The sequence below is a fragment of the Prochlorococcus marinus str. MIT 0918 genome (assembly GCF_027359415.1).
Classification (GTDB): Bacteria; Cyanobacteriota; Cyanobacteriia; order PCC-6307; family Cyanobiaceae; genus Prochlorococcus_E; species Prochlorococcus_E marinus_C.
On the sequence record NZ_CP114780.1, the window covers coordinates 80,580 to 99,975 of the forward strand.

Below are 19,396 nucleotides of genomic sequence, written 5' to 3' on the forward strand. Positions count from 1 at the left end.
TCATAGCACTAAAAATTGCACGAGTTAAATAAACGATTAGCTTTTTGCTGTTCTTCTAGTATTTTTATTTTCTTTTCCATTTCTTCCATTTCTTGTTCAGCTTGCTTGATAAGTTTTAGTGTCCATTGCCAGTTCCTTTGAGTACAGTGTTTTTTTGCGGCTAGCCAGTCCATTCGATTAAAGTAAATTTTAAGGCGTTATTGAATTATTAACCTTTATTTAAGCATTGTCAGTATTCTATACAATATTCTTTTTTGCATTTCTAGAAAATTCCCACTGTGACTGTTTTATGTTCTAGAGAGTTGCTTTTTGTCTTTTGAAATAATTGAGTTTAAATTCTCTATGCATATTAACCAAGATGCGCTAAGAATATAAAAAGACTTTTTTTCTATGCCTGTATTAGCCAAAGCAACCTCAACAAAGTCTAATGTCTCTGTTCAGTCTCGATTTGCTACTAGTAAGCTTATTCAAAATTTAGGATCTAATCCAGAGCAATATAATTTCAACGAGAACTTAAGAACAGTTTATGGTAGAGACTGATTTATTTTAGTTTATCTTTATATAAGCTTTGATAGCTGATTGTAAATAGATGATTCTTAGCTCATCTCTTAAGTTTTTATTTAAACTATAAAAAAAATTAATAAAATCAATTATAATAAATTAAAATCAAAAAACAATTGATATATAATGAAATTTTTACTAATATTTGGATCTTTGACTTTAGTAACTATAATATTTTATATAATATTTCTTGGAATCGGCTTTGCTGGTGTTCCTCAAAATCGAAAAGCACAGAATTTAGATAGAGAATAGACCAATGATCTTTAATAGTTATTCAATACTAGTTACTTTTTTTATCTTGATAGGCATTCCATTTGCATTTGTAAGCTATCGAATAATTAGAAGTAATTCTTTGGCAAATTCAAATAATATTAATTTAGTCAAAAATAATACATCTCTTCCTGAATTAGATCAGCTTCTGGCATTAGAACTTATATCTAGGAAAGATGGAAGTGGAATATCCTTTGATTCATTAATAGGACTTTGGAATTTCTTTTCAGTTTGGAAAAATGTAAATAATAAAATCGATTATTTATCTAGTTCATTATTGAAACTTTTTTCAGCAAACTTAGAACTTCGTGAAGCTTCACCTATAGAGAAAAGAAGGACTTTTGATATTACTAGCTCAATTCAATTTGGTTTGCTATCAATTAAATTTATAGGTATTGGATATTTGAAGGGTAAACAACCTATCTTGGAGTTCTTCTTTAAAAGAATAGAACTTAAATTAGGATCAAATATGTTATTTTCTAAATTACTAAGTATCCCTGCAGAAAATAATAAACCATTCTTTTCTTTAATTGGTATGGGGGGCGATTCTCAATGGCTTTCTGCAAGAGGAAGAGGGGGAGGATTGGCTCTTTGGCTTAAAGATTAAATTTTTAGTAACTAAATTAACTAAGCAAAAAAATCTAATTTTGGATCTTCTTCTTCCTCAGGAAGTTCCATTCTTATATCGCTTCCCATTTTGAGGCCATAAGCATCTGATATTTTTATCATTAATTGCCCTAAGGCTTGCCCCCAAGCTTCTTCTGTATTCTTCCACATCATTTCACTGAACCTTTTATTGAAATCCTCATCACTTTCTCTTTTACTGTCTATTTCAAAAACTTTTTTTAGGCCTTCTTGACTTAATAGAGACTTCACTTTGTAATAACCCATCATCATCATTTCAAGGCCAAATTTTTGTTGTTCATCTTCATATTTTCGTAATGCATCTTCGCGACATTTTCTTGCAAAATCTGGTGATAATTCCATAAAACTAATTTGAGAAAACATACGTATACAAAACTATAATGAGATTTTTTATACTTTTGCTTTCTTAGTGAATGATTTTACTATTATCATAAAGATATGTTTATTTGAACAAGCTTGTTAGTTTTCTAAGAGAGCTTAAGAGGAACTGGCTTATACTAGGATTTAATTTATAATTTTTCTGTATATATCGCTGCAATTGGTATAAAGAATAGCAATACAAAAAGGAGGAGCCTATACAGGCTCCTCCTTTTTGTATTGCTATTTCAAGAAGAGATTATTTAAGAAAATAACAAATTGATTAAGAGGTTCGAAGCTTCTGGTTAGTGGCACGCCTGGGGCCAAAATTCTAGTTTTAAGGCTTTATCTCCTGAAAGGGCACCTAAACGATGCAGAAGGAGTATCGACTGAATTGACGCACCTAAATCATTGATCCTTGTCGCTTCAGACGAGAGCCCACTATTTAATTGAGACTGTTGGAGCAGGGGCCAGAAGTCAGTCTGCTTCTATTAAATACTCAGGTGGAGTGTCTACCATAATTAGGTGCCTCTGAGTTCGATATAAACATCATTACTGTGTTGGCCTATCAAAGCAATCAGCTTTTATACGCATTGCTTTTCATGGAAAAACATCCGATGATTATTACTTTGACTTATAGTAAACCTCCTGGATTAGAATTTTTAAAAGATTTGAGATGGAACCTCTTTTTATAATCATCTAATTTCAGTTATCCATTTGTTAACATAGTGTTAATGAAGCTTTTATTGGCGAATTTAACTAGGGATAGAAATAAAAACTATAAAATAGATTAATTCTTCTTTTAGGCTTTATAATTATATTCACCAATTGGTAATAAATACCTTGTAATTAATACTCCCGTGATTTAACTCATGGACATTATGGTTCCTATCTATTAAAAATATAAAGAGTATCCTAAATCTATCGCTTATTAAGAGACCTAAGTTTAATAGGCATAATTATTTTCATTAAAAAAATTGCTAATGCTTATTTATGTCTTTATTTGCACGATTAAGTAGATCTGAATTGATTCACGGTAGGGTTGCTATGGCAATTATTATAGTTGTGATTGCTTATCATTATTTAATATCATTGTAAAAGCTCTATTCATTTAGCCTAAGGATTTGAAGAATAAAAACTTTATTTGATTTAATACTTTCCTAGCCTTCTCCATTAATCAGTATGTTTTGCCCAGTTATGAAGTTTGATTTCTCTGAGAGAAGGAATTCCATGGCAGGCAAAATATCAGAAGGATCACCAATGCGGCCTTTTGGGTGATTCGAAGCTTCCATTTCTTTAACCATTGTAGGGATATTCTCAAGAAAATCTGTATCTAACATAGATGGAGAGATAGAATTAATTGATAATCCAAAACCTGCATATTCTGCGGCTAAACTTTTCATTAATCCTAAAACTGCATATTTAGAAATTATATAATCTGACATACCTTTTGGAGGTTTATTATGAGTAACAGAGCTTAGGATAAATAATATTTTCCCTGATTTTAACTTTACCATTTTAGGAAGTATTGTCTGCAAAATCTTAATTGATGAACCTAGTTGAATATTTAAATTATCTATAAATTCATTTTCCCATTTAATTTTGGTAAAACGATTGATATTATTACGAGGTGCAGCTAAAAAAACAACTTCATGTAGATCTATAGTTAGATTTTGAAGAAAATAAATTAATTGATCTAAATATTGTTTTTGATTTAAGTCAGCTTTGATTGGAATATACTTAGTTTTATTCCCCTCCATGATTTTATTTAAATCATTATTATTAGATCTGTAATGGCATATTATCTTTTCATAATTTAAACCATATATTTTAATATACTCAATACCTAATGCTGATGAAGATCCAATGAGTAGAAGATTTCTTTTAGGCATGACATCCTGCTTGAATCTTTGCCTTTGATACGATATTATTTTCACTATTAATGATACAAGTATTTATATCTAAGATTCTTAATGAATCATTTTTATAAATTATTTCACCAGAGACAGTGAGTACATCATTAATATAAACTGGAGAGTTGAAGCTAATCTTTAGAGTATGTATGAGAGAAATTGCCCCTGGCAAGTACATACCTATAAATGATGAGTATAGTGATGCTGTTAGCATTCCATAAACAACTCTCCGTTTATAACCTCTAGATTTTGCATAGTCATCATTAATATGTAGTTGATTTAAGTCTCCACTAATCTCAGCAAAGCTATCCATCATAGAAGATGTAATTTGTACTTGATAACTATCTTTCATCCCAACATATAAATCAGAAAAATCAAGAAGTTTTGCTTCTTTTAATAAGGAATGTATTGTCATGCTCAATTCTTAGTTAATACAAGGCTGACAAAGTCACCTATATTGTTTAATTTCTTTATTTCTCCTAAAGAAAAGCTACATTTAAACTCCTTTTCCATGGCTACAACAATACTTATATGTGCCAGAGAGTCCCAACCATCAATATCTTCAGCAGTCATTGTCTTTTCTAAATCAAGTGTTTCTAGATCTAGAATATCTTTAATGACTAATGTCATTTTAAACAGTACATCTTTTTCAGTCACTTCTTTGTAGATTAATTAAGGTCTTTATAGGATTATAGCGATCTGTTTCCATAGACCATATAGTTCCCTCTTTAAAGTAATCAGATTGACTTAATATGAAGCCTTTTTCGTGATATAAATCTTTAACCATAGAATTCTTTGAAGTTGGAATATAGTTTCCATATATTTTTTTGATTCCTAGAGTTTTGGCCTTAACTATAGCTTGATTAAGCATTAAGTCTTCCATTCCACGCTTAAGTACTCTGCAACTCATAAGCCATAAGTCAATATATGCTGAATTATTTATTATCTTTGCAATTATAAGAGAGACTAATCCATTTTCACCAAATTTATCTTTGAGTTTTCCTTGTAATGTCAAATAATTTTTATTATTAGATACTTCATTAATTTCACTATAGGTATATCTTTTAGTAGTCAGGTTAAACTGGTTTGTTTTGTTACTTAACTGGGTAATTCTATCAAGATAAATATCCTTAAATATATCTATCTCAGCTTTCATTTCTAGCGATTTCAAGAATTCTGTGTAGCTAGAAATTGACTTCTGAGATTCATATCTCATGAAATTTTCTTGATACATTTTGTTTCTCAAACGATCTTCTTTGGATATACTTGTAGGTTCAAATAATCCACTGGAGTCAATAATCGAAATATATTGAAGAAAATCTTCGCCAATGTCAGGTACATCAATCCCTTTTATATTTTGATTGACTATTTCTCTTTCTGCTGGATTATCATCCATAAATACAAGTGAGTTCAACCCTATATTTAGTGCTTTAGCTATTTCAATAATATTTAGATCTTTTCTTTCCCAATCTGCCATGATTAACGAAAAATCTTCTTTCTTAATTTCATTTTCTGGGTGGCTAATTCCCTCTAAGGCTATGTCCAGGTTGTTTTTTGAAGAAATAGTTAGCAAGATTCCTCTTCTTTTTAACTCTAAAATATATTTTTGTATATCTGTATAAGCTTCACCTATAGGAGTTTCCTTACCTATCTCTATTCCTTTAACCCCATCATCTCCAATAACGCCTCCCCAAAGTGTATTGTCTAAATCTAAGACAAGGCATTTAGACATCTTACCAAAGATTGAAGAAATGATAGAAGCTATATTATTTGCCAGCAGTGGTATTCCTTCTAGCCCAATAGCATATTTATAGCTATACCAATTCGAAAGGTTATTCCACTTATCATCACCAACTTTAAAAGCAAGCCAATTAATATCACATAGATATAGATCACTACGAGCTTCAGCTTGCTCAGAGAAAAGCAAATTAAGCTTATTAATATATAGACAAAGGCCTTGAGATGAATATACCTCTAAATTACCTAAGGGCCTAAACTTTGGAGGATCAAAGTTATTCTGGATAATTGGACAGTTGAAGAGATTTTTTATCTTATCCCAAAGAGACTTATAAATTTCTAATTCCTTTAGTACAATACTATCTATATCAGTTGTATTTTCTTTTGGAGCAAATTTTATGTTTTCTTTATTAGTAAAGATGTATATTAGATCAGGCTTGAAATTAATTAATTTCTCTTCTTCGAACATAATATCTTCATAGTATTTATTATATTCAGACTCATAAAAACTACCTTTAATTCCTCGGCTAAGAAGAAGAATATCTAATAATTGAACTAGCTCATTGGTTGTAGAACCTCCTAAGATCGCAATTTTTTTTTCAAGCAAGCCTTCTTTGGTTAGAAGATTTTTTTTTATTTTCCTTCTATTCCTTAGTAGGTTTTCAAATGATAAAGGATATTGAATGTCGTTTGGATTGGAATTACTCATAATTAGCTATTAATAGAATTGACTTAAGGAGTAGAAAATATTATTCAATTATTATTAAAATATTCCTTTATCCAGTGGATCACATAATCTGAATCACCTTCATTCATTGCAGGATGGCAGGGTAAAGTGATTAGCTTTAGCCATTCTTTATCAGCTATAGAGTATTCTCTATTATTCTCTTTAGAGAAAATAGAATGTTTGTGCAAAGGTTTATAATGAACACTCGTATGGATTTTCTTTTCACTTAGATAATCAATTAATTTATCTCTATGCTTTATAGGTACTCTTGCTGAATAATGTTGAACTGTTTCACTATGCTCAGGTGGCTCTAAATAATCACATAAATTTGTATTATATTTTTGTTGGATCTTTCTTCTAATTTCCAAATGTTTTGGTAGTTTTTTCATTTGCTCTAGGCATATAGCAGCAGTCAAATCAACCATATAGCACTTATATCCCAATGTTTTTACATCATAATCCCATGAATAACCTGGTCTTGAGGATAAATTGCTAAGGCTATTTTTATTAGTTGTTCGTGAATAAGTACTTGTTATTCCAAGCCAAGTCATAGGTAGTAATTTCTCATATAGCTGTTTATCATTTGTGGTAATCATTCCACCATCACCGCAAGGCATTGTTTTTACAGCCTGGAATGACCATACAGCTGCATCACCTCTAGAACCTGCTCCTTTTGTATAACAACTATGAGCACAATCTTCAATAATAAATCCATCAAAGAAATTTCTAATTTCTTCTATGGGGGCTAATATACCGGAGTAATTAACGGCAATAATTGCATGGGTATTAGGCTTTAAACTTTTTCTCACATCTTCTGGGCAAATATTTAGATCTTTTTTTCTTATATCTACTATATTTGAAGAGCAATTGTTCCACAATGGCACTACTGCAGTAGTCATGAAAGACATTGTTGGGTTTATTACATCTTTATTCTCTGCATTAATTGCTTTTAATAAAAGATCTATCCCAGCTGTATTGCTTGTCACTGCAATAGCATATTTAGCACCTACCATCTCAGCAAATTTCTTTTCAAATTCTGATACTTTGGGACCTTTTCCCCACCAACCACTATTAATGGTATTGGCTAATGATTCTATTTCTTCCTTGCCTCCCAGAGGACGAAGTACAGGCAAAACATCCTCGCGGATTTCCATTTAATTCAGAAAATGATTATTAATATAGCATAAATAATATTTTTTCTTTAACTCATAGTTTTATAAAGTATAATAATCACATTGAATTAGGGTATGAAATCTAATTACTTTATCTTTATCAAATCAAAAATTAACTCATATGGTGGTATTACATAGCATAGGCGTTCTTCATATAACTCTTTGAAACAAGTTCTTGAATTAATAACCATTGTTAGCAACCTAAGTAACTTACCATAGATAAAGGTATTAGGTAGAGTCATAAATATCATTTTTGTATTAGTTAAAGCTAGTTTCAATTCTTTATTATAAGTAGGAACCTTACGTTTAAAATTGCAGTAATCTTTAGCTAAATAACAAAAACTATATAGACCAAAACTACTTACATGCGTATAGTCTGAATAGTAATAAGGGTTAGCAAAGTGAGGTACTATCACTCTTAGTTTACCTTTAACCTTAAGAACCCTAGTGAATTCATTTATTAAACTTTTTACGTCTTTTATATGCTCAAGAAAATGCCTTGTAAATATAGAATCAACACTATTACTTGGAAACTCTTCTAGGATTTCAAAGACATCTCCAACTATATCTACATTGTCATAATCGATTATATCAATTCCTATATAATCTTCATTATACTTTGAAGAACCACATCCTATTTCAAGGTTGATTTCTTTTTTTCTATCTATATTTAAAAGGAAATTATTTTTATCATTCATTTTTTAATTTTATAAACAGTTTAGATAGTTTAGTGCAGATCGACTCTAATGAATATTTTTCTAAGATTATATTTCTACCTTCTCCGAACTGAGTCCCCAAAACTTGTTTGTTTTTGTGCATATATGACAATGCTTCTTCCCAATCCTTCCCTGATTCACATGGAATTCCGATAGAGCCGTAAGAGAACAGTTCTTTGTTGACGGCAAGATTTGTCGCTATTACAGGTATTCCACAACTCATGTAAAGAAGCTGTTTGAAAGCTGACTTTCCTTTAATCCACTCATTGTCAATAAGAGGCATTATTCCAACATCAAAACCTTGTATTTGTGAAACCTCATCCGATGGGTTCCATCTTTTATATTGGATATAATCAGATATCTTTGTTAATTCTTTTGGTTCTTTATCTGAACATATTTGTAACTTGCAATTTCTATTATTAGAGAAAAATCTGTACAAATTATCTTCAATTTCTAATAGATATGGGTATGAACTGCTAGTACCAGACCAGCCTATAATAAACTCTTTACTTTCTAATTCTCTTTTGGCTTTAGGTTTGAATTTTTTAGTATCTACAGAAGGAGGTATAATAGTTACATTATTATTAAACTGTTTACAATAATCATAAAGATATTGATTCTCAGCACATACATAACTGGCTTCTTTTGCTAAGAATTCTATACCTTTTCTTAAAAACCTATTTCTAATAAAAATAGCATCATCTATATCGTATATTATTGGTTTTTTTAATAGCCATTCAAAAGATGGATACCCAATGATTAATTCTCTTGAAATCCAAGTAAAATCGTATTCTCTAGCAGTTAAAATTCTAGAATATGTATCCGAAATATTTTTTAATTCTAGATTAATAGCTGATAGCAATTTTCTTTTACTATTTCTTATACGCCTATTTGGAAAGTATTTGCCAGATAGTTCCGATGAAAATCGTCTAGGTAAATCAATTACATTTATACTTCTCTCTTGAAGTCCATCTATTAGCTGCCTAATACGGAACCTTGAGCTAGGAGTAAATACATGGTCTGTCAGAGCAGCAATGTTTATTTGAAAATCGTTTTTATTTATTTCCATTAAAAGTTTCTCTTTTATGTATTCTAGCTATGCAAAAAGAACTTTACCATATAATAGTTTCTGGGCCTAAAAAATGAGAATTTTTGTCCGATATTAATATCTATATTTAGGTTATTTCCTTCAATAGATTGGAAGAATAGAAATAGTTATTGATATATGAAAGTAATTATAATCCATTAAAATTATATCTGATTTTTATACAAGAAAAAATTAAGAATTAGAAGGAAATTGTTTATTTTATTTCTAACTTTTTAGCTAATTGGTCAATTCTTTTTTTATTTACACCATTATCTCCTATCCCTACTCTTGATTCTGATCTTACTTGAATCATATTCTCACTAGGTATTGCTTTGATTAATAGGTCATCTGTATACCTTCTCCACCTTGTTTTAGCTTCAGCTTCAATTAAAGAATTAGTTTTCTTAACTATTTTTGTTCTTGGAGTATGTGATAGTTCCAGCGCAGTCTTTTCAAATACATCCTCTACATTATTGACTTCCCAATTTTCTCTTACACAGTGGGTAACTACGATGCATTCCGGTAAATAATTATCACTTTGGTTATTTGTTATAGCAGCATTGGCGCTTTCAGCTGCAATGCACAGAATAAGGAGAATATATAAGATTTGCTTTGTTAATACTGCAAAAGGTTTAAATTCATTTTTATGCTTTTCTGGAATCATCTCTTAAAGTATTGATTTTATTTCAGAGGTTAGAAAAACTATAACCAATAATATAGGAAATAAAATTCATAATATTCCTAATGAGCCCCCTGTAAAACCAATAATACAGAAAAAAGTAAATTCTAGTAATTCTCTATTTGCAATAGGAATTGAATTTAAAGCAACGGAGATTCGTTGAGCCATTTGAACCTTGTACTCACAGGAACATAGAAACTAGTAAAAATTCTTTTTAGTCGTGGGTTTTTTGGCTTTTTAAAGAGAAAACCATAGATTTTCTTAGTAATTCATTCCTTGGAATGAAGTAAACACTCAAAAGACTTGTGTTTGTGCTTAGGCTATTTCTCTAGAATCTGATTTTTGTAATGATAGAGAGCATTTTGATTAATTATAAGCTGGTCAGTCAAAACTAATATTTATACAAGCTATATAACTACACCTTATAAGTGATTACCTTACTGAAGCTTGAAAAGCATACTAAGAATAGAATTGTGAAAACCAGGTACTGCTTTGTCTAATGCAAGAAAAAAAATAAGTAACGACATAAGAGTCATTGCCGCATATTGTCCCCAATGGATACCAGCAGCGTCTACACCGTGCTTATTAAATCCAGTTGAGGTCATGATTTTATAGAAGGTATTGGATTTTAACTTATTTATTAATTTTTTGAGGGTTTAGTACTCTTCTTGATAATCTGATCGAAGTAAAATGCGTCATTAAAAGTTACTCAAGATTGTAAAATTTGATTCACGATAAGAAATATTTAAAGAACCATTTCTATTTTATAAACTCATGTGCTTTGGTAATGATGTAATCTAATTTATCTTCAATACCAAGCCATAAGGGAAGTCTTACGATTCTATTTGAGATAGATTTTGTAATAGGTAATTCGTTATGATCGAGATTTAATTTTTTTGCATATGAAGATTCGTGTAGCGGTATGTAATGGAAAAGACAGGAAATAGATTGCTCTTTCATTTTAGAAATAAAGCTATTACGCATTTTTTGATCTTTAAGTATTAAATAAAAAATATGGCCACTATGTTTACAATAGGTTGGAACATATGGAGTTCTCAAAACACCTTTTTTTTCAAGACCTTTAAATCCTTCTTTGTAAATGTTCCAAATAGCAATACGCTTACTATTTATTGACTTGGCAGCTTCTAGTTGTGCCCAGAGAAAAGCAGCAACTAATTCTCCTTGCATATATGAAGAGCCAATATCATTCCATGAATATTTATCTACTTTCCCTTCAGAAAACTCCTTTCTATTAGTTCCTCTCTCTCTAATAATTTCGGCTCTATCGATATATTGACTATTGTTAATTAATAGAGCTCCACCATGTCCTGAAATTAGATTTTTAGTTTCATGAAACGAATAACATCCAAAGTCACCTAATGAACCTAGAGGTAAGCCTTTATAGTAACAACATACTCCATGGGCTGAATCTTCAATAACTAATAAATTATGTTTTTTTGCAATACTATTTATTTTCTCCATTTCACATGCAACGCCAGCATAGTGTACAACAATAATTGCCTTTGTTTTATCTGTAATAGCAGGCTCAATTAAAGACTCATCTATATTCAAGGTATCCTTTCTTATATCTACAAATACAGGTTTTCCACCTCTAATAACAAATGAATTGGCTGTTGATACAAAAGTAAATGAGGGTAATATTATTTCATCACCCTTTTGTATATTTGCTAATATTGATGCTATCTCTAGAGCAGACGTACAAGAATTAGTAAGTAATGATTTCTTTGTTCCAGTTAACCTATCAAGCCAATACTCACATTTATTGGTAAAATACCCATCTCCAGCAAGTTGTTTTTTTAAATAGGCTTGAGAAATATTCTCAATTTCGTTCCCTGTCATGTATGGTTTATTAAAAGGAATCATTAGAATGCGATGAAGTAGACTTTGATGCGTTAAAAAAATTACTTAAAAGAGTCTAATTAATAGTTTGAATATTATGGTTTTTGGTTCATTCTTTTTCATGGAACTATATTGAAGAAATAGGTTAAGCAATCTTTGCTTATTAGTTTATGGTAATTATAATTACTATAATTAATAGTTTTTCTAGATCAATGAATAACTTGATAGGAGTTTTGGGCACTGAAATTAAACTTTTTATAAGTATTGTATTTGTTCTTGGCCCTTTCAGTATTGCAGCATTAATTTTATTACTTAAAAAGATAGAGAAAACTAACCCAGACCGTATCAGATGGCATTAACAAAATTTGTTTAAAGAGACTCTACTAGTATAGATCTTTTATAAGTTTACTTCATTTGGCTTTCCTTATTTTGATTAACTTTCTCTAATAAAATTGTTTTATTTGCGAAAGACAAGTAGTCATTTGGATTACATGTTAGCAATATTATTTGCAATCCATTAGTAATTGCAGTCTCTAGCATTTTTTTGACCAGCTCAATTCTTCTTGGATCAGAGTTTGTAAATGCATCATCAAAAACAAGTGGTAGGCAACCATTATATTTCTCTTTAAGAACATCAGCCATAGATAAACGTAATGCTGCTGTTAATTGTTCTTTCATCCCTCCGCTTAGTTGATCGAAATTATAAAAATTATTTCCCCGTCTAAGTTGAATTCCAGAAAAGCCATCTATTTGATCAAAAGCTAATTTTGCTATTTCTCTATCGTTGCTCAAAGGCCTTAGATATAATCCAATGGATTTTGCTAAAGGTGTTGTATAACGGTTGGAAAGATCTGATTGGGCAGTAGTAAAAAGAGTTTGTAATAACTTATGTGATTCGGTGATTAGTTTGAGCGATGTGTACTCAGCTTTGGCAGTTTCTATTTGTACCTTTGCTTTTTCAAGAGCTTCATAGGGATTTTGAGAGCTAATTTCGAGACAGTTTCTTTGTGCTGATCCCCTTTCAGCAATCAAATCTTCTCTTTGTTTGGTTATTGATTCAATTTTATTTTCAATGTTTAAAAGTTCAGCTGCGTAATCATAATCTATTAGAGATTCAAGCTTTTTCCTTAGCTTACCCAAGTTTTTTTCTGATGCCTGTAGTTGTGCTTTGATAGCTAGACATTGATTAATTAACCTTGGACTATCTCCATTTTCTTTTTGGAGAAGATCAAGATTTCTTTGTGAAGACTTTACTTCACTCTTAATGATTTCTAAGTTGCTCTGAGCTTTAACTTTAGAGACAATAAAGTCATTTACTTTTAAGTCGGTAGTTTCTAAGTTCTCTTCCACATGTCTAAAAGAAGTAGTGGTATGAGTAAAGCTTGCTTCAGTTTTTTGTTGTATTTTCTTTAGTTCATTCATATCATTTGCAATAAAATTTTCATTAACACCTAATTCTTTTAGATGTATATTTAGACTCGAAATACCTTTTTTTATTTCTATAGCTTTTAACTTGTAGGCGTTTATTTCTTTTTCTGTTGTTATAATCTCTTGCTGACTCGAATAATTTATATTTTCAAGTTGTTGCTCAATAGAAGATTTCTTTATAAAATTATTTTCTGCAATTTCCAATGACTTCAGTTGAAATTTAGAGAGACAATCTGAATAGCTCTTTTCAGCTTCAAAATATTCATTTTCTAAATTATCTTGGTTAATTCCCCCCCCCGGTTGGATTTCTAGAAAGATTTCTTTGCCTATTTTTAATTCAAACTTTTCATTCATATGTTTTTTAGTACCAATTTTTAGTTCATCATCATTTATCAGAATTTTTTGATTGGATTTTATTACTTTTATAGATGAAGCTAATGTACTCTTGCGAGTAATAATATCTCTAAGCTTTTGATGTAGATCTTTTATTTTTTTTAAATCAGTATGATTTATTTTAGGGAGTAAATCTAACTCTTCTTCTAATGCCTTTCTCTTTTCAAATAAAACCCTTTGTTCTTTGAGTTGCTTATTCAGTCTATAGATTATTTCTTCATTAAGAAATTGATCGATTAAAAGTTGTATCAGTTGACGTTTTCTATCTATTTCTAAAAGATCCATTTTAAGTTTTCTATGGTTTCCTTTTAGTTTCTTCAACTCATTTTTTAGTTTATTTTCTTTTTCATGAAGTGTATTATGCTCCGCTTGTAAGCTTTCTATTTTGAGTTCCTTCCCTTTTATTGCTTTCTCAAGAAAGTTAATATTTATTATTACTTTATTTAATGTATTATATTTAAATCTAATTGGCTCTGATTCTTTTTCAGTAAGATTTATATCTGCTTTTATATTTTCACATGCTCTAACCTTTTCCGATAAGATAGACTTCTTTTGTAGAAGATTTGGTAGGTGATTGTTATTTATCTGAGCAAGTTTTTCATTAATTGCTATTAGCTCTTCACTTGCTTTTTCATATTCCTTGATATTTGATCGAGCCGAAGCCAATAATTCTTCTGAATTTCTTAACTGTTTTTTGCATTCCCATAAGGCAGAATTTTTTTTAATGCCACGACTTGTAAATGTTTGATCGACTTTCTTTTCAATTTCTTTTACGACCTTTTGGTCATGAATAGATTGTTGAATAGTAGCTCCCCCCTTTTTTTCCAATTGACTTACCAATGAGTCAAAGTCGTAGCTGCTTTTATCTTTATTAAGTAGGTTATTTAACGCAGATCCTTGCATTACCCACAAATGTGCCCATCTACTTGCTAAAAGGCTATTTGCTTGTCGGCTACCTAAGGATTCTTTGACCCCAATTAATTCTGCTAATAATTCTTCTGCGTTTGTCCCTGAGACCTGTTCTCCATTAGTTTCATTGAGGAGTGTGATTTGCCCTGAATGCCCTGTAAATCGCTTGCGTAATAAATAAACCTTGCCTATTGCTTCAAATTTAATCTGAACAGTGGGGTGTCCTAAATATAATTTGGATTTAAGAGCTTCGATAGGTGCACCTGTAGAAGTCGCTTTAAGGAATAATGTCCTGTGAAGACTCTCTATTAATGTACTTTTACCTGTCTCATTGGCTCCACCTATTAATGTAATTCTTGGAGAAAAGTCTATTGAAAGATCAGCGTGTATTCTTACATTTTGAATTCGACAGTTAATTAGGCGCATAAGTTATTAATCTCTCACAGCAAGTTGATATAACTCACATAGAGCTATACGTGTTATTTGAGCTTTTTCAGATATCGGATTTTCTTTCTCTTCTTCTTTTAGTTGCTCTTTGAGTTGATTTGCTACATGAGCTATTAAAGGATTTTCAATTGACCTTGTTAATTGCTCTAATTCTTCATCCTCTGGGGCTTTTTGACATTCACCTTTAATACGTAGTCTTAATAACTTGTTGTTCAAGTCTTCTTTTAACAATTCATATTTTTGATGACCTGCAAGACTAAGATTTCCACTAACTTCTAGTCTTATAAGATCTCTTGAAACACGATCAGAGGTTAGTATTTTTATTTTATCTCTAAGTTTGTCTATGTCATTATCGCTATGAAAGTTAATAACTATGTTGTGCCAGTGAATATAACCAGTTGATATAGATTCTATTTTTGGTAGATGATCTCTTGTAAGGTCTACGTGTAAAATTTGACCACGCTGGTTTGTTTCTCCTTGATTAAAACGATCAGGTTCAGGAGTCCCTGAGTAGTAAGTTTTCTTGTTGATTTCTTTTAGGCTGTGCCAATCACCTAAAGCTATGTAGTCAATCTGATCATTTGGTAACTTTTCTAAATTAATAACATTACTAATATATGATTTTTCTGTGTTCTTTTCCAAGGCATAATCACGAGGTCCAAATTCATAGACTGAGCCATGAGCTAAAACAATTCTCGGTTTAGTAATGGATGTTTTACTCCAATCAAAATTTCTTAGCCAGCGTGTTGGATCAATATTATTTTTATTCCGAAGTAAGGGACATGGAAAAATAACAGCTTCTGCTAGTTCAATTGGTTGGCAATCAAGCAAAATTAGAAGATTTGGTGCTATTTCTTTTTGATATTTTTTAAAAATTTCATTATGCCAAATTGTTCCAAGTGCCCCGTGATCATGATTGCCAGGTATGACTAGTACTGGAACATTCATTTCTCCTATAGGTTGCAACACCTCAGCCACTGTAGGGATAGATGGCGTTGGTGAGTCGAATAAGTCTCCTGCTACTAGAACGAATTGAGCTGAGGTCCTTTTTACAGAATCTCGAATACGGTTAATAGCATTCAAACGCTCTTGTTGAAGTTTGAAACGCTTCTGACCATCTTTTATTTGTAAATACGGCTTACCTATCTGCCAATCTGCTGTATGGATAAAACGTGCCAATTTTTCCTAGCTTCGTGTGTATAGTTCTCTTAATTATCCGATAAAATTGAGTAATTGCATCATCTGATTAATAGTAATAAGTTTAAGCTTTTTATAATGGTTTACTTCTTTCAAGTGAATTGCATATTTTATTTAGAAAACATAGTTGGATTTTATTGAGATTTGACCAAGCCTCTTTTTCTCCATGGTTGACAAGCTTACTTTTTGCTGCTAGTACATGAATACTAGTAGATGTGCTGTGATTGGCGTGACTTTTCTTTCTGTTAGAAGTGGTGATTTTGTGGCCATTTCTTCCTCTGATCAAGCCCCTAGTAATTGGTGGGTTGGTAAAGTGCTTAGTAGGGTAGGTAACTCAATAGATGCTAATGTAAATACTCTTTTTCAAGTGATTGATATAGATACTGGAGTTGTGAAAATAATTAATGCTGACTTTGTGATGGGAATTATACAATCTGGTTATTTAGCTAATAAATTGGATAAATACTGATGAGATAAAATAAAATTTACGAAATTAGCGTTTGGCTAACCAGGAGACATACTCATGAATTTGTCTGAGTTTGTTAGAAATCAACCATGGCGTATTTGGGTCTTTGTTATTGCGCTGAATATAGTTGCTTTTCTTGGGATGTTCTTTTTAAAGATGAAGGGTATCGATTTGTATTCCTTTAGAGGAGGTACTTGAAAATTCAGGAAGCTATCTATGACTTAATTGTTTATACTCTAAAAAATGAGTGTATATAAGAACTTGAGATGATATTTTTTGATTGTTTTTTTTGTTTTGACCATTAGTAAAAACAACAGTCATCATTATTAATGGTGCTATAAAAGCAGCTGATAAAATGAGAGCAAGTAATTGAGTTGGTTTTACTATGGATACTTGTATTAAAGGCTCTTTACAAATAACACAGAGCATTTCTTTATTTTTGATGGTTCTCTTGACTTCAAGATAGGTCGAACAGTATGGGCAATGGTATTTAATCATTTTGCTTGGGACTGTGAAGCTTTTACTTTTCATTAGAAATTATGATTAATAAAATATTCGAAAATGAAACTTGGAAATCAAGATTAGAATAATGATATAAGATTATTTTGGCTAGTGTCTTTGCATGCGGGTGTAGTTCAGTGGTAGAACGTCAGCTTCCCAAGCTGAATGTCGCCAGTTCAAATCTGGTCATCCGCTTCATAGAGTTGCTTTTATTATTTAAATAACTACTAAAAATAGTGATTGCTTTTATTGAGGAATTTATAACAGCTTCTACAAATGAGGTGTAGTGGTTTTCTCAAGTGCTCGATTTTAATGGCCTTTAAGTATTTTTTTCTGTTGTTTTAGTAGGTGATTTTCTGGCTCTTCTCGCTTTTCTTGGCTTTACTGCAGTCGTATCTGTAGCTTGTTTAGCAACAGAGCTTTTATTTGCTACGGCTTTAGTTGTTTTTGCTTTTGCTTTTGCTTTTGCTTTTGCTTTGGGAGCCTTATTTGCAGATGGTTTAGTTGTTTTCGTGCCTTTGCGTGTGCGATGGCTTAAGACCATAGCCCACTCATCAGAACTAAGATTTGCGGGTTTATTTCCATGGACCTCAGATACTTTAGCGGCCTTTTCAATATCCTTAATTAAGTTCATCCAAGATGAAGCATATCGCTTGTCAGATTGAGACTTTGCACCGCTTTCTACTAAGGATTCGACTACGCCTGCAGCTGTGATTTTCTTACGCCTACGATTGAAGATTTCTTTTTGAAGTTGAGCGATTAAGGCATCTGCCTTAGCGCTTAGCTTGATTGTAAATTGAGACATTGAGAGGAAGGCACCTAATTTATATCTACCATAAAAAAAGAAAGTCGCTTCAACAACTCTCTAATTAATGCTAGAGATTTAGTTTGAATTCTTATCTTAATTTACATGATTGATTCTAAAGATAATAATATTGATTCACATAACCTTAATAGGAAGTAAAAATTTATAAAATTAAAAAATTATGAGATTATTAACATGGAATGATTTTGATGCTTGTGTATTGAATATTACCCATTCATGTAGACATAAAAAATTTAGAGGGGTTTATGGCTTCCCTAGAGGAGGCTTGTGCTTGGCAGTTGCAGTTAGTCATTCAATGAGAATTCCTTTTTTGTATGAACCTATGCCTGATTCATTAGTTGTTGATGATATTTATGAAACAGGAGCTACTTTAAATAAAGTAAGAGAGTTGCCTGGTATTAGTACTTTTGTTTGGATTAGTAAGGTAGTGCCCGATTGGTGGAATGCAGTAGAAGTGAATGATTCGAAGGATTGGATTGTGTTCCCTTGGGAAGACCATCAATTTGCAGAACAAGATGAGAGGTCTTATCTAATGATGCGTAGTAAATTGAGTTATCCAAATTATTCCCAGGATATTTCCAGTTAGATTATTTAATTAATCCAAAGAGCTTTTATCTGAGAATGTCTTTTAGTGTAAATGGGCTTGAGACTGTGTTTTAGTGTTTTGTGCATCCATTGGGACAATATGTGTTTTTGGTCGAGCTGGTTGACCTTATATTTTAGGAAATAAGAGATGTTTTTTTAAGTTATCACTGTAAAAATCCAATTTTCCTCAGAAGAATTAGAAAATAGTGCGATTTTCAGGAATTCATCAAAATAATTTAGGTGGGCTTTACGTGATTTTCGTAGAGAAATCATTCCTAGAAGAACATTCGTACTACTTGAGTGAGCTTGGACGCTATTGGTGGTGTCAGCCTAAATAAAATTGGTCGATATTTGGGGGCTTGATTTCTTCAGTTAAATCATTTAAAAAGAGTATTCCCCATCACCCAGACCCAGCGCATGTCGCAAGGGTCTTTTTTTTGGTTGTTGCTGGTTTGAGCAGAAGTTTTCCTATAAGCGTAAGTTTTATAATAAGAAAATCAATGAGTTTTAATTCCTTACGAAAAATTGATAGCCCAACTTTAATAGCTAGATAAATACCATCACATTTGTTACTTTTAGTTGAAGATCAATAGAATTTTTTTTAATAAGGATATACAACATGTTTGATTTGATTATTCTCTTAGTAGAACTTAAAACCGATCTTAAATGATTTTATTGAATATTACCAATGCGTCTGAGGTTGTAAAAGCAAAGGCCGGTAAGTTGTTTGAAAAAATTACTCCTGATAGGATTGATCAAAAGCTGGTTGAAGCCCAAGTAATTCAAACCATGATAGAACAGATGAAATTGGAAGGCCTTGAAGGGGAAATCTCTAGTGTCAAAGGACTTGAAGTAATAGGAACAGATCTGATAACCAAAAGTACTTTTGTTGTAAGAGAAACTAAAAAGTTTTGATTAAA

Annotated in this window: 23 protein-coding genes and 1 tRNA gene; 8 read left to right on the forward strand and 16 right to left on the reverse strand. The window is 31.2% G+C overall.

The annotated features are described in order from the left end of the window. Positions 1-8: 8 nt before the first annotated feature. Positions 9-173 carry a hypothetical protein gene (locus O5636_RS00530; RefSeq protein ID WP_269622681.1) on the reverse strand — a complete coding sequence of 55 codons (165 nt, stop codon included), beginning with the start codon at positions 171-173 and terminating at the stop codon, positions 9-11. A gap of 217 nt (positions 174-390) precedes the next feature. Between O5636_RS00530 and O5636_RS00535 the strand changes: the two genes are divergently transcribed. After that, on the forward strand, positions 391-540 hold the full coding sequence (locus O5636_RS00535; protein WP_269622682.1) for a hypothetical protein: 150 nt from the start codon (positions 391-393) through the stop codon (positions 538-540). A gap of 277 nt (positions 541-817) precedes the next feature. Beyond that, a complete protein-coding gene (locus O5636_RS00540; RefSeq protein WP_269622683.1) occupies positions 818-1,438 on the forward strand; it encodes a hypothetical protein in 621 nt (206 codons plus the stop codon). 20 nt (positions 1,439-1,458) lie between these two features. Here the strand turns inward: O5636_RS00540 and O5636_RS00545 are convergent, their stop codons facing one another. The 11 genes from O5636_RS00545 to rffA all read right to left on the reverse strand — a co-directional run bounded on the left by O5636_RS00545 (position 1,459) and on the right by rffA (position 11,748). Continuing rightward, positions 1,459-1,818 (reverse strand): hypothetical protein, encoded by a 360-nt coding sequence (locus O5636_RS00545; RefSeq protein WP_269622684.1) that lies wholly within the window; start codon positions 1,816-1,818, stop codon positions 1,459-1,461. 1,175 nt (positions 1,819-2,993) lie between these two features. Next, entirely contained in the window at positions 2,994-3,725 is a 732-nt protein-coding gene (locus O5636_RS00550; RefSeq protein WP_269622685.1) for an SDR family NAD(P)-dependent oxidoreductase, read from the reverse strand. Next, positions 3,718-4,161: a MaoC family dehydratase gene (locus tag O5636_RS00555; RefSeq protein WP_269622686.1), complete on the reverse strand. Its 444-nt coding sequence runs from the start codon at positions 4,159-4,161 to the stop codon at positions 3,718-3,720. The genes O5636_RS00550 and O5636_RS00555 overlap by 8 nt, the downstream gene beginning before the upstream one ends. Positions 4,162-4,163: 2 nt before the next feature. After that, complete coding sequence (locus tag O5636_RS00560; RefSeq protein WP_269622687.1) at positions 4,164-4,376, reverse strand: acyl carrier protein; 213 nt, start codon at positions 4,374-4,376, stop codon at positions 4,164-4,166. A gap of 19 nt (positions 4,377-4,395) precedes the next feature. Further along, positions 4,396-6,192, reverse strand: coding sequence for an HAD-IIIC family phosphatase (locus O5636_RS00565; RefSeq protein ID WP_269622688.1), 1,797 nt, complete (start codon positions 6,190-6,192; stop codon positions 4,396-4,398). 44 nt (positions 6,193-6,236) lie between these two features. Beyond that, positions 6,237-7,364, reverse strand: coding sequence for a DegT/DnrJ/EryC1/StrS family aminotransferase (locus O5636_RS00570; RefSeq protein WP_269622689.1), 1,128 nt, complete (start codon positions 7,362-7,364; stop codon positions 6,237-6,239). Positions 7,365-7,468: 104 nt separating this feature from the next. Then, a complete protein-coding gene (locus O5636_RS00575) occupies positions 7,469-8,080 on the reverse strand; it encodes a class I SAM-dependent methyltransferase (protein WP_269622690.1) in 612 nt (203 codons plus the stop codon). Continuing rightward, positions 8,073-9,167 carry a hypothetical protein gene (locus O5636_RS00580; RefSeq protein WP_269622691.1) on the reverse strand — a complete coding sequence of 365 codons (1,095 nt, stop codon included), beginning with the start codon at positions 9,165-9,167 and terminating at the stop codon, positions 8,073-8,075. Before O5636_RS00580 ends, O5636_RS00575 begins: the two co-directional genes overlap by 8 nt. A 232-nt stretch (positions 9,168-9,399) precedes the next feature. Next, a complete protein-coding gene (locus O5636_RS00585) occupies positions 9,400-9,849 on the reverse strand; it encodes a DUF1499 domain-containing protein (protein WP_269622692.1) in 450 nt (149 codons plus the stop codon). Positions 9,850-10,301: 452 nt separating this feature from the next. After that, positions 10,302-10,469, reverse strand: a complete 168-nt coding sequence (locus O5636_RS00590; protein ID WP_269622693.1) for a hypothetical protein — start codon at positions 10,467-10,469, stop codon at positions 10,302-10,304. Positions 10,470-10,623: 154 nt separating this feature from the next. Continuing rightward, positions 10,624-11,748: a dTDP-4-amino-4,6-dideoxygalactose transaminase gene (gene rffA / locus O5636_RS00595; protein ID WP_269622694.1), complete on the reverse strand. Its 1,125-nt coding sequence runs from the start codon at positions 11,746-11,748 to the stop codon at positions 10,624-10,626. Between the two features lie 188 nt (positions 11,749-11,936). Here rffA and O5636_RS00600 point away from each other — a divergent pair, with 188 nt between their 5' ends. Beyond that, the gene (locus O5636_RS00600; RefSeq protein WP_269622695.1) at positions 11,937-12,083 is read left to right on the forward strand and encodes a hypothetical protein; all 147 of its coding nucleotides are present in this window, start codon (positions 11,937-11,939) and stop codon (positions 12,081-12,083) included. A gap of 46 nt (positions 12,084-12,129) precedes the next feature. Here the strand turns inward: O5636_RS00600 and O5636_RS00605 are convergent, their stop codons facing one another. Together O5636_RS00605 and O5636_RS00610 are read right to left on the reverse strand one after the other, a co-directional pair. Then, positions 12,130-14,880, reverse strand: a complete 2,751-nt coding sequence (locus tag O5636_RS00605; protein ID WP_269622696.1) for an AAA family ATPase — start codon at positions 14,878-14,880, stop codon at positions 12,130-12,132. Positions 14,881-14,886: 6 nt separating this feature from the next. After that, positions 14,887-16,080 (reverse strand): metallophosphoesterase family protein, encoded by a 1,194-nt coding sequence (locus O5636_RS00610; protein ID WP_269622697.1) that lies wholly within the window; start codon positions 16,078-16,080, stop codon positions 14,887-14,889. Positions 16,081-16,297: 217 nt separating this feature from the next. Between O5636_RS00610 and O5636_RS00615 the strand changes: the two genes are divergently transcribed. Continuing rightward, positions 16,298-16,567 (forward strand): DUF3104 domain-containing protein, encoded by a 270-nt coding sequence (locus tag O5636_RS00615; protein ID WP_269622698.1) that lies wholly within the window; start codon positions 16,298-16,300, stop codon positions 16,565-16,567. A 54-nt stretch (positions 16,568-16,621) separates the two neighbouring features. Continuing rightward, positions 16,622-16,762 carry a hypothetical protein gene (locus O5636_RS00620; protein WP_269622699.1) on the forward strand — a complete coding sequence of 47 codons (141 nt, stop codon included), beginning with the start codon at positions 16,622-16,624 and terminating at the stop codon, positions 16,760-16,762. A gap of 12 nt (positions 16,763-16,774) precedes the next feature. On the opposite strand, the gene O5636_RS00625 is transcribed toward O5636_RS00620, so the two are convergent. Then, positions 16,775-17,095 (reverse strand): hypothetical protein, encoded by a 321-nt coding sequence (locus O5636_RS00625; protein ID WP_269622700.1) that lies wholly within the window; start codon positions 17,093-17,095, stop codon positions 16,775-16,777. Between the two features lie 93 nt (positions 17,096-17,188). Here O5636_RS00625 and O5636_RS00630 point away from each other — a divergent pair. After that, positions 17,189-17,260 (forward strand) — tRNA-Gly (locus O5636_RS00630). A gap of 124 nt (positions 17,261-17,384) precedes the next feature. Here the strand turns inward: O5636_RS00630 and O5636_RS00635 are convergent. Then, positions 17,385-17,870, reverse strand: coding sequence for a hypothetical protein (locus tag O5636_RS00635; protein WP_269622701.1), 486 nt, complete (start codon positions 17,868-17,870; stop codon positions 17,385-17,387). Positions 17,871-18,051: 181 nt separating this feature from the next. Between O5636_RS00635 and O5636_RS00640 the strand changes: the two genes are divergently transcribed. Together O5636_RS00640 and O5636_RS00645 are read left to right on the forward strand one after the other, a co-directional pair. After that, positions 18,052-18,477 (forward strand): phosphoribosyltransferase, encoded by a 426-nt coding sequence (locus O5636_RS00640; protein ID WP_269622702.1) that lies wholly within the window; start codon positions 18,052-18,054, stop codon positions 18,475-18,477. A gap of 665 nt (positions 18,478-19,142) precedes the next feature. Further along, positions 19,143-19,391, forward strand: a complete 249-nt coding sequence (locus O5636_RS00645; protein WP_269622703.1) for a hypothetical protein — start codon at positions 19,143-19,145, stop codon at positions 19,389-19,391. Positions 19,392-19,396: the final 5 nt, after the last annotated feature.

Coding starts and splice junctions, on each gene's coding strand:
- O5636_RS00530 (WP_269622681.1), bottom strand. CDS start 173: ATGGACTGGCTAGCCGCAAAAAAACACTGTACTCAAAGGAACTGGCAA.
- O5636_RS00535 (WP_269622682.1), top strand. CDS start 391: ATGCCTGTATTAGCCAAAGCAACCTCAACAAAGTCTAATGTCTCTGTT.
- O5636_RS00540 (WP_269622683.1), top strand. CDS start 818: ATGATCTTTAATAGTTATTCAATACTAGTTACTTTTTTTATCTTGATA.
- O5636_RS00545 (WP_269622684.1), bottom strand. CDS start 1,818: ATGGAATTATCACCAGATTTTGCAAGAAAATGTCGCGAAGATGCATTA.
- O5636_RS00550 (WP_269622685.1), bottom strand. CDS start 3,725: ATGCCTAAAAGAAATCTTCTACTCATTGGATCTTCATCAGCATTAGGT.
- O5636_RS00555 (WP_269622686.1), bottom strand. CDS start 4,161: ATGACAATACATTCCTTATTAAAAGAAGCAAAACTTCTTGATTTTTCT.
- O5636_RS00560 (WP_269622687.1), bottom strand. CDS start 4,376: ATGACATTAGTCATTAAAGATATTCTAGATCTAGAAACACTTGATTTA.
- O5636_RS00565 (WP_269622688.1), bottom strand. CDS start 6,192: ATGAGTAATTCCAATCCAAACGACATTCAATATCCTTTATCATTTGAA.
- O5636_RS00570 (WP_269622689.1), bottom strand. CDS start 7,364: ATGGAAATCCGCGAGGATGTTTTGCCTGTACTTCGTCCTCTGGGAGGC.
- O5636_RS00575 (WP_269622690.1), bottom strand. CDS start 8,080: ATGAATGATAAAAATAATTTCCTTTTAAATATAGATAGAAAAAAAGAA.
- O5636_RS00580 (WP_269622691.1), bottom strand. CDS start 9,167: ATGGAAATAAATAAAAACGATTTTCAAATAAACATTGCTGCTCTGACA.
- O5636_RS00585 (WP_269622692.1), bottom strand. CDS start 9,849: ATGATTCCAGAAAAGCATAAAAATGAATTTAAACCTTTTGCAGTATTA.
- O5636_RS00590 (WP_269622693.1), bottom strand. CDS start 10,469: ATGACCTCAACTGGATTTAATAAGCACGGTGTAGACGCTGCTGGTATC.
- rffA (WP_269622694.1), bottom strand. CDS start 11,748: ATGATTCCTTTTAATAAACCATACATGACAGGGAACGAAATTGAGAAT.
- O5636_RS00600 (WP_269622695.1), top strand. CDS start 11,937: ATGAATAACTTGATAGGAGTTTTGGGCACTGAAATTAAACTTTTTATA.
- O5636_RS00605 (WP_269622696.1), bottom strand. CDS start 14,880: ATGCGCCTAATTAACTGTCGAATTCAAAATGTAAGAATACACGCTGAT.
- O5636_RS00615 (WP_269622698.1), top strand. CDS start 16,298: ATGAATACTAGTAGATGTGCTGTGATTGGCGTGACTTTTCTTTCTGTT.
- O5636_RS00620 (WP_269622699.1), top strand. CDS start 16,622: ATGAATTTGTCTGAGTTTGTTAGAAATCAACCATGGCGTATTTGGGTC.
- O5636_RS00625 (WP_269622700.1), bottom strand. CDS start 17,095: ATGAAAAGTAAAAGCTTCACAGTCCCAAGCAAAATGATTAAATACCAT.
- O5636_RS00635 (WP_269622701.1), bottom strand. CDS start 17,870: ATGTCTCAATTTACAATCAAGCTAAGCGCTAAGGCAGATGCCTTAATC.
- O5636_RS00640 (WP_269622702.1), top strand. CDS start 18,052: ATGAGATTATTAACATGGAATGATTTTGATGCTTGTGTATTGAATATT.
- O5636_RS00645 (WP_269622703.1), top strand. CDS start 19,143: ATGATTTTATTGAATATTACCAATGCGTCTGAGGTTGTAAAAGCAAAG.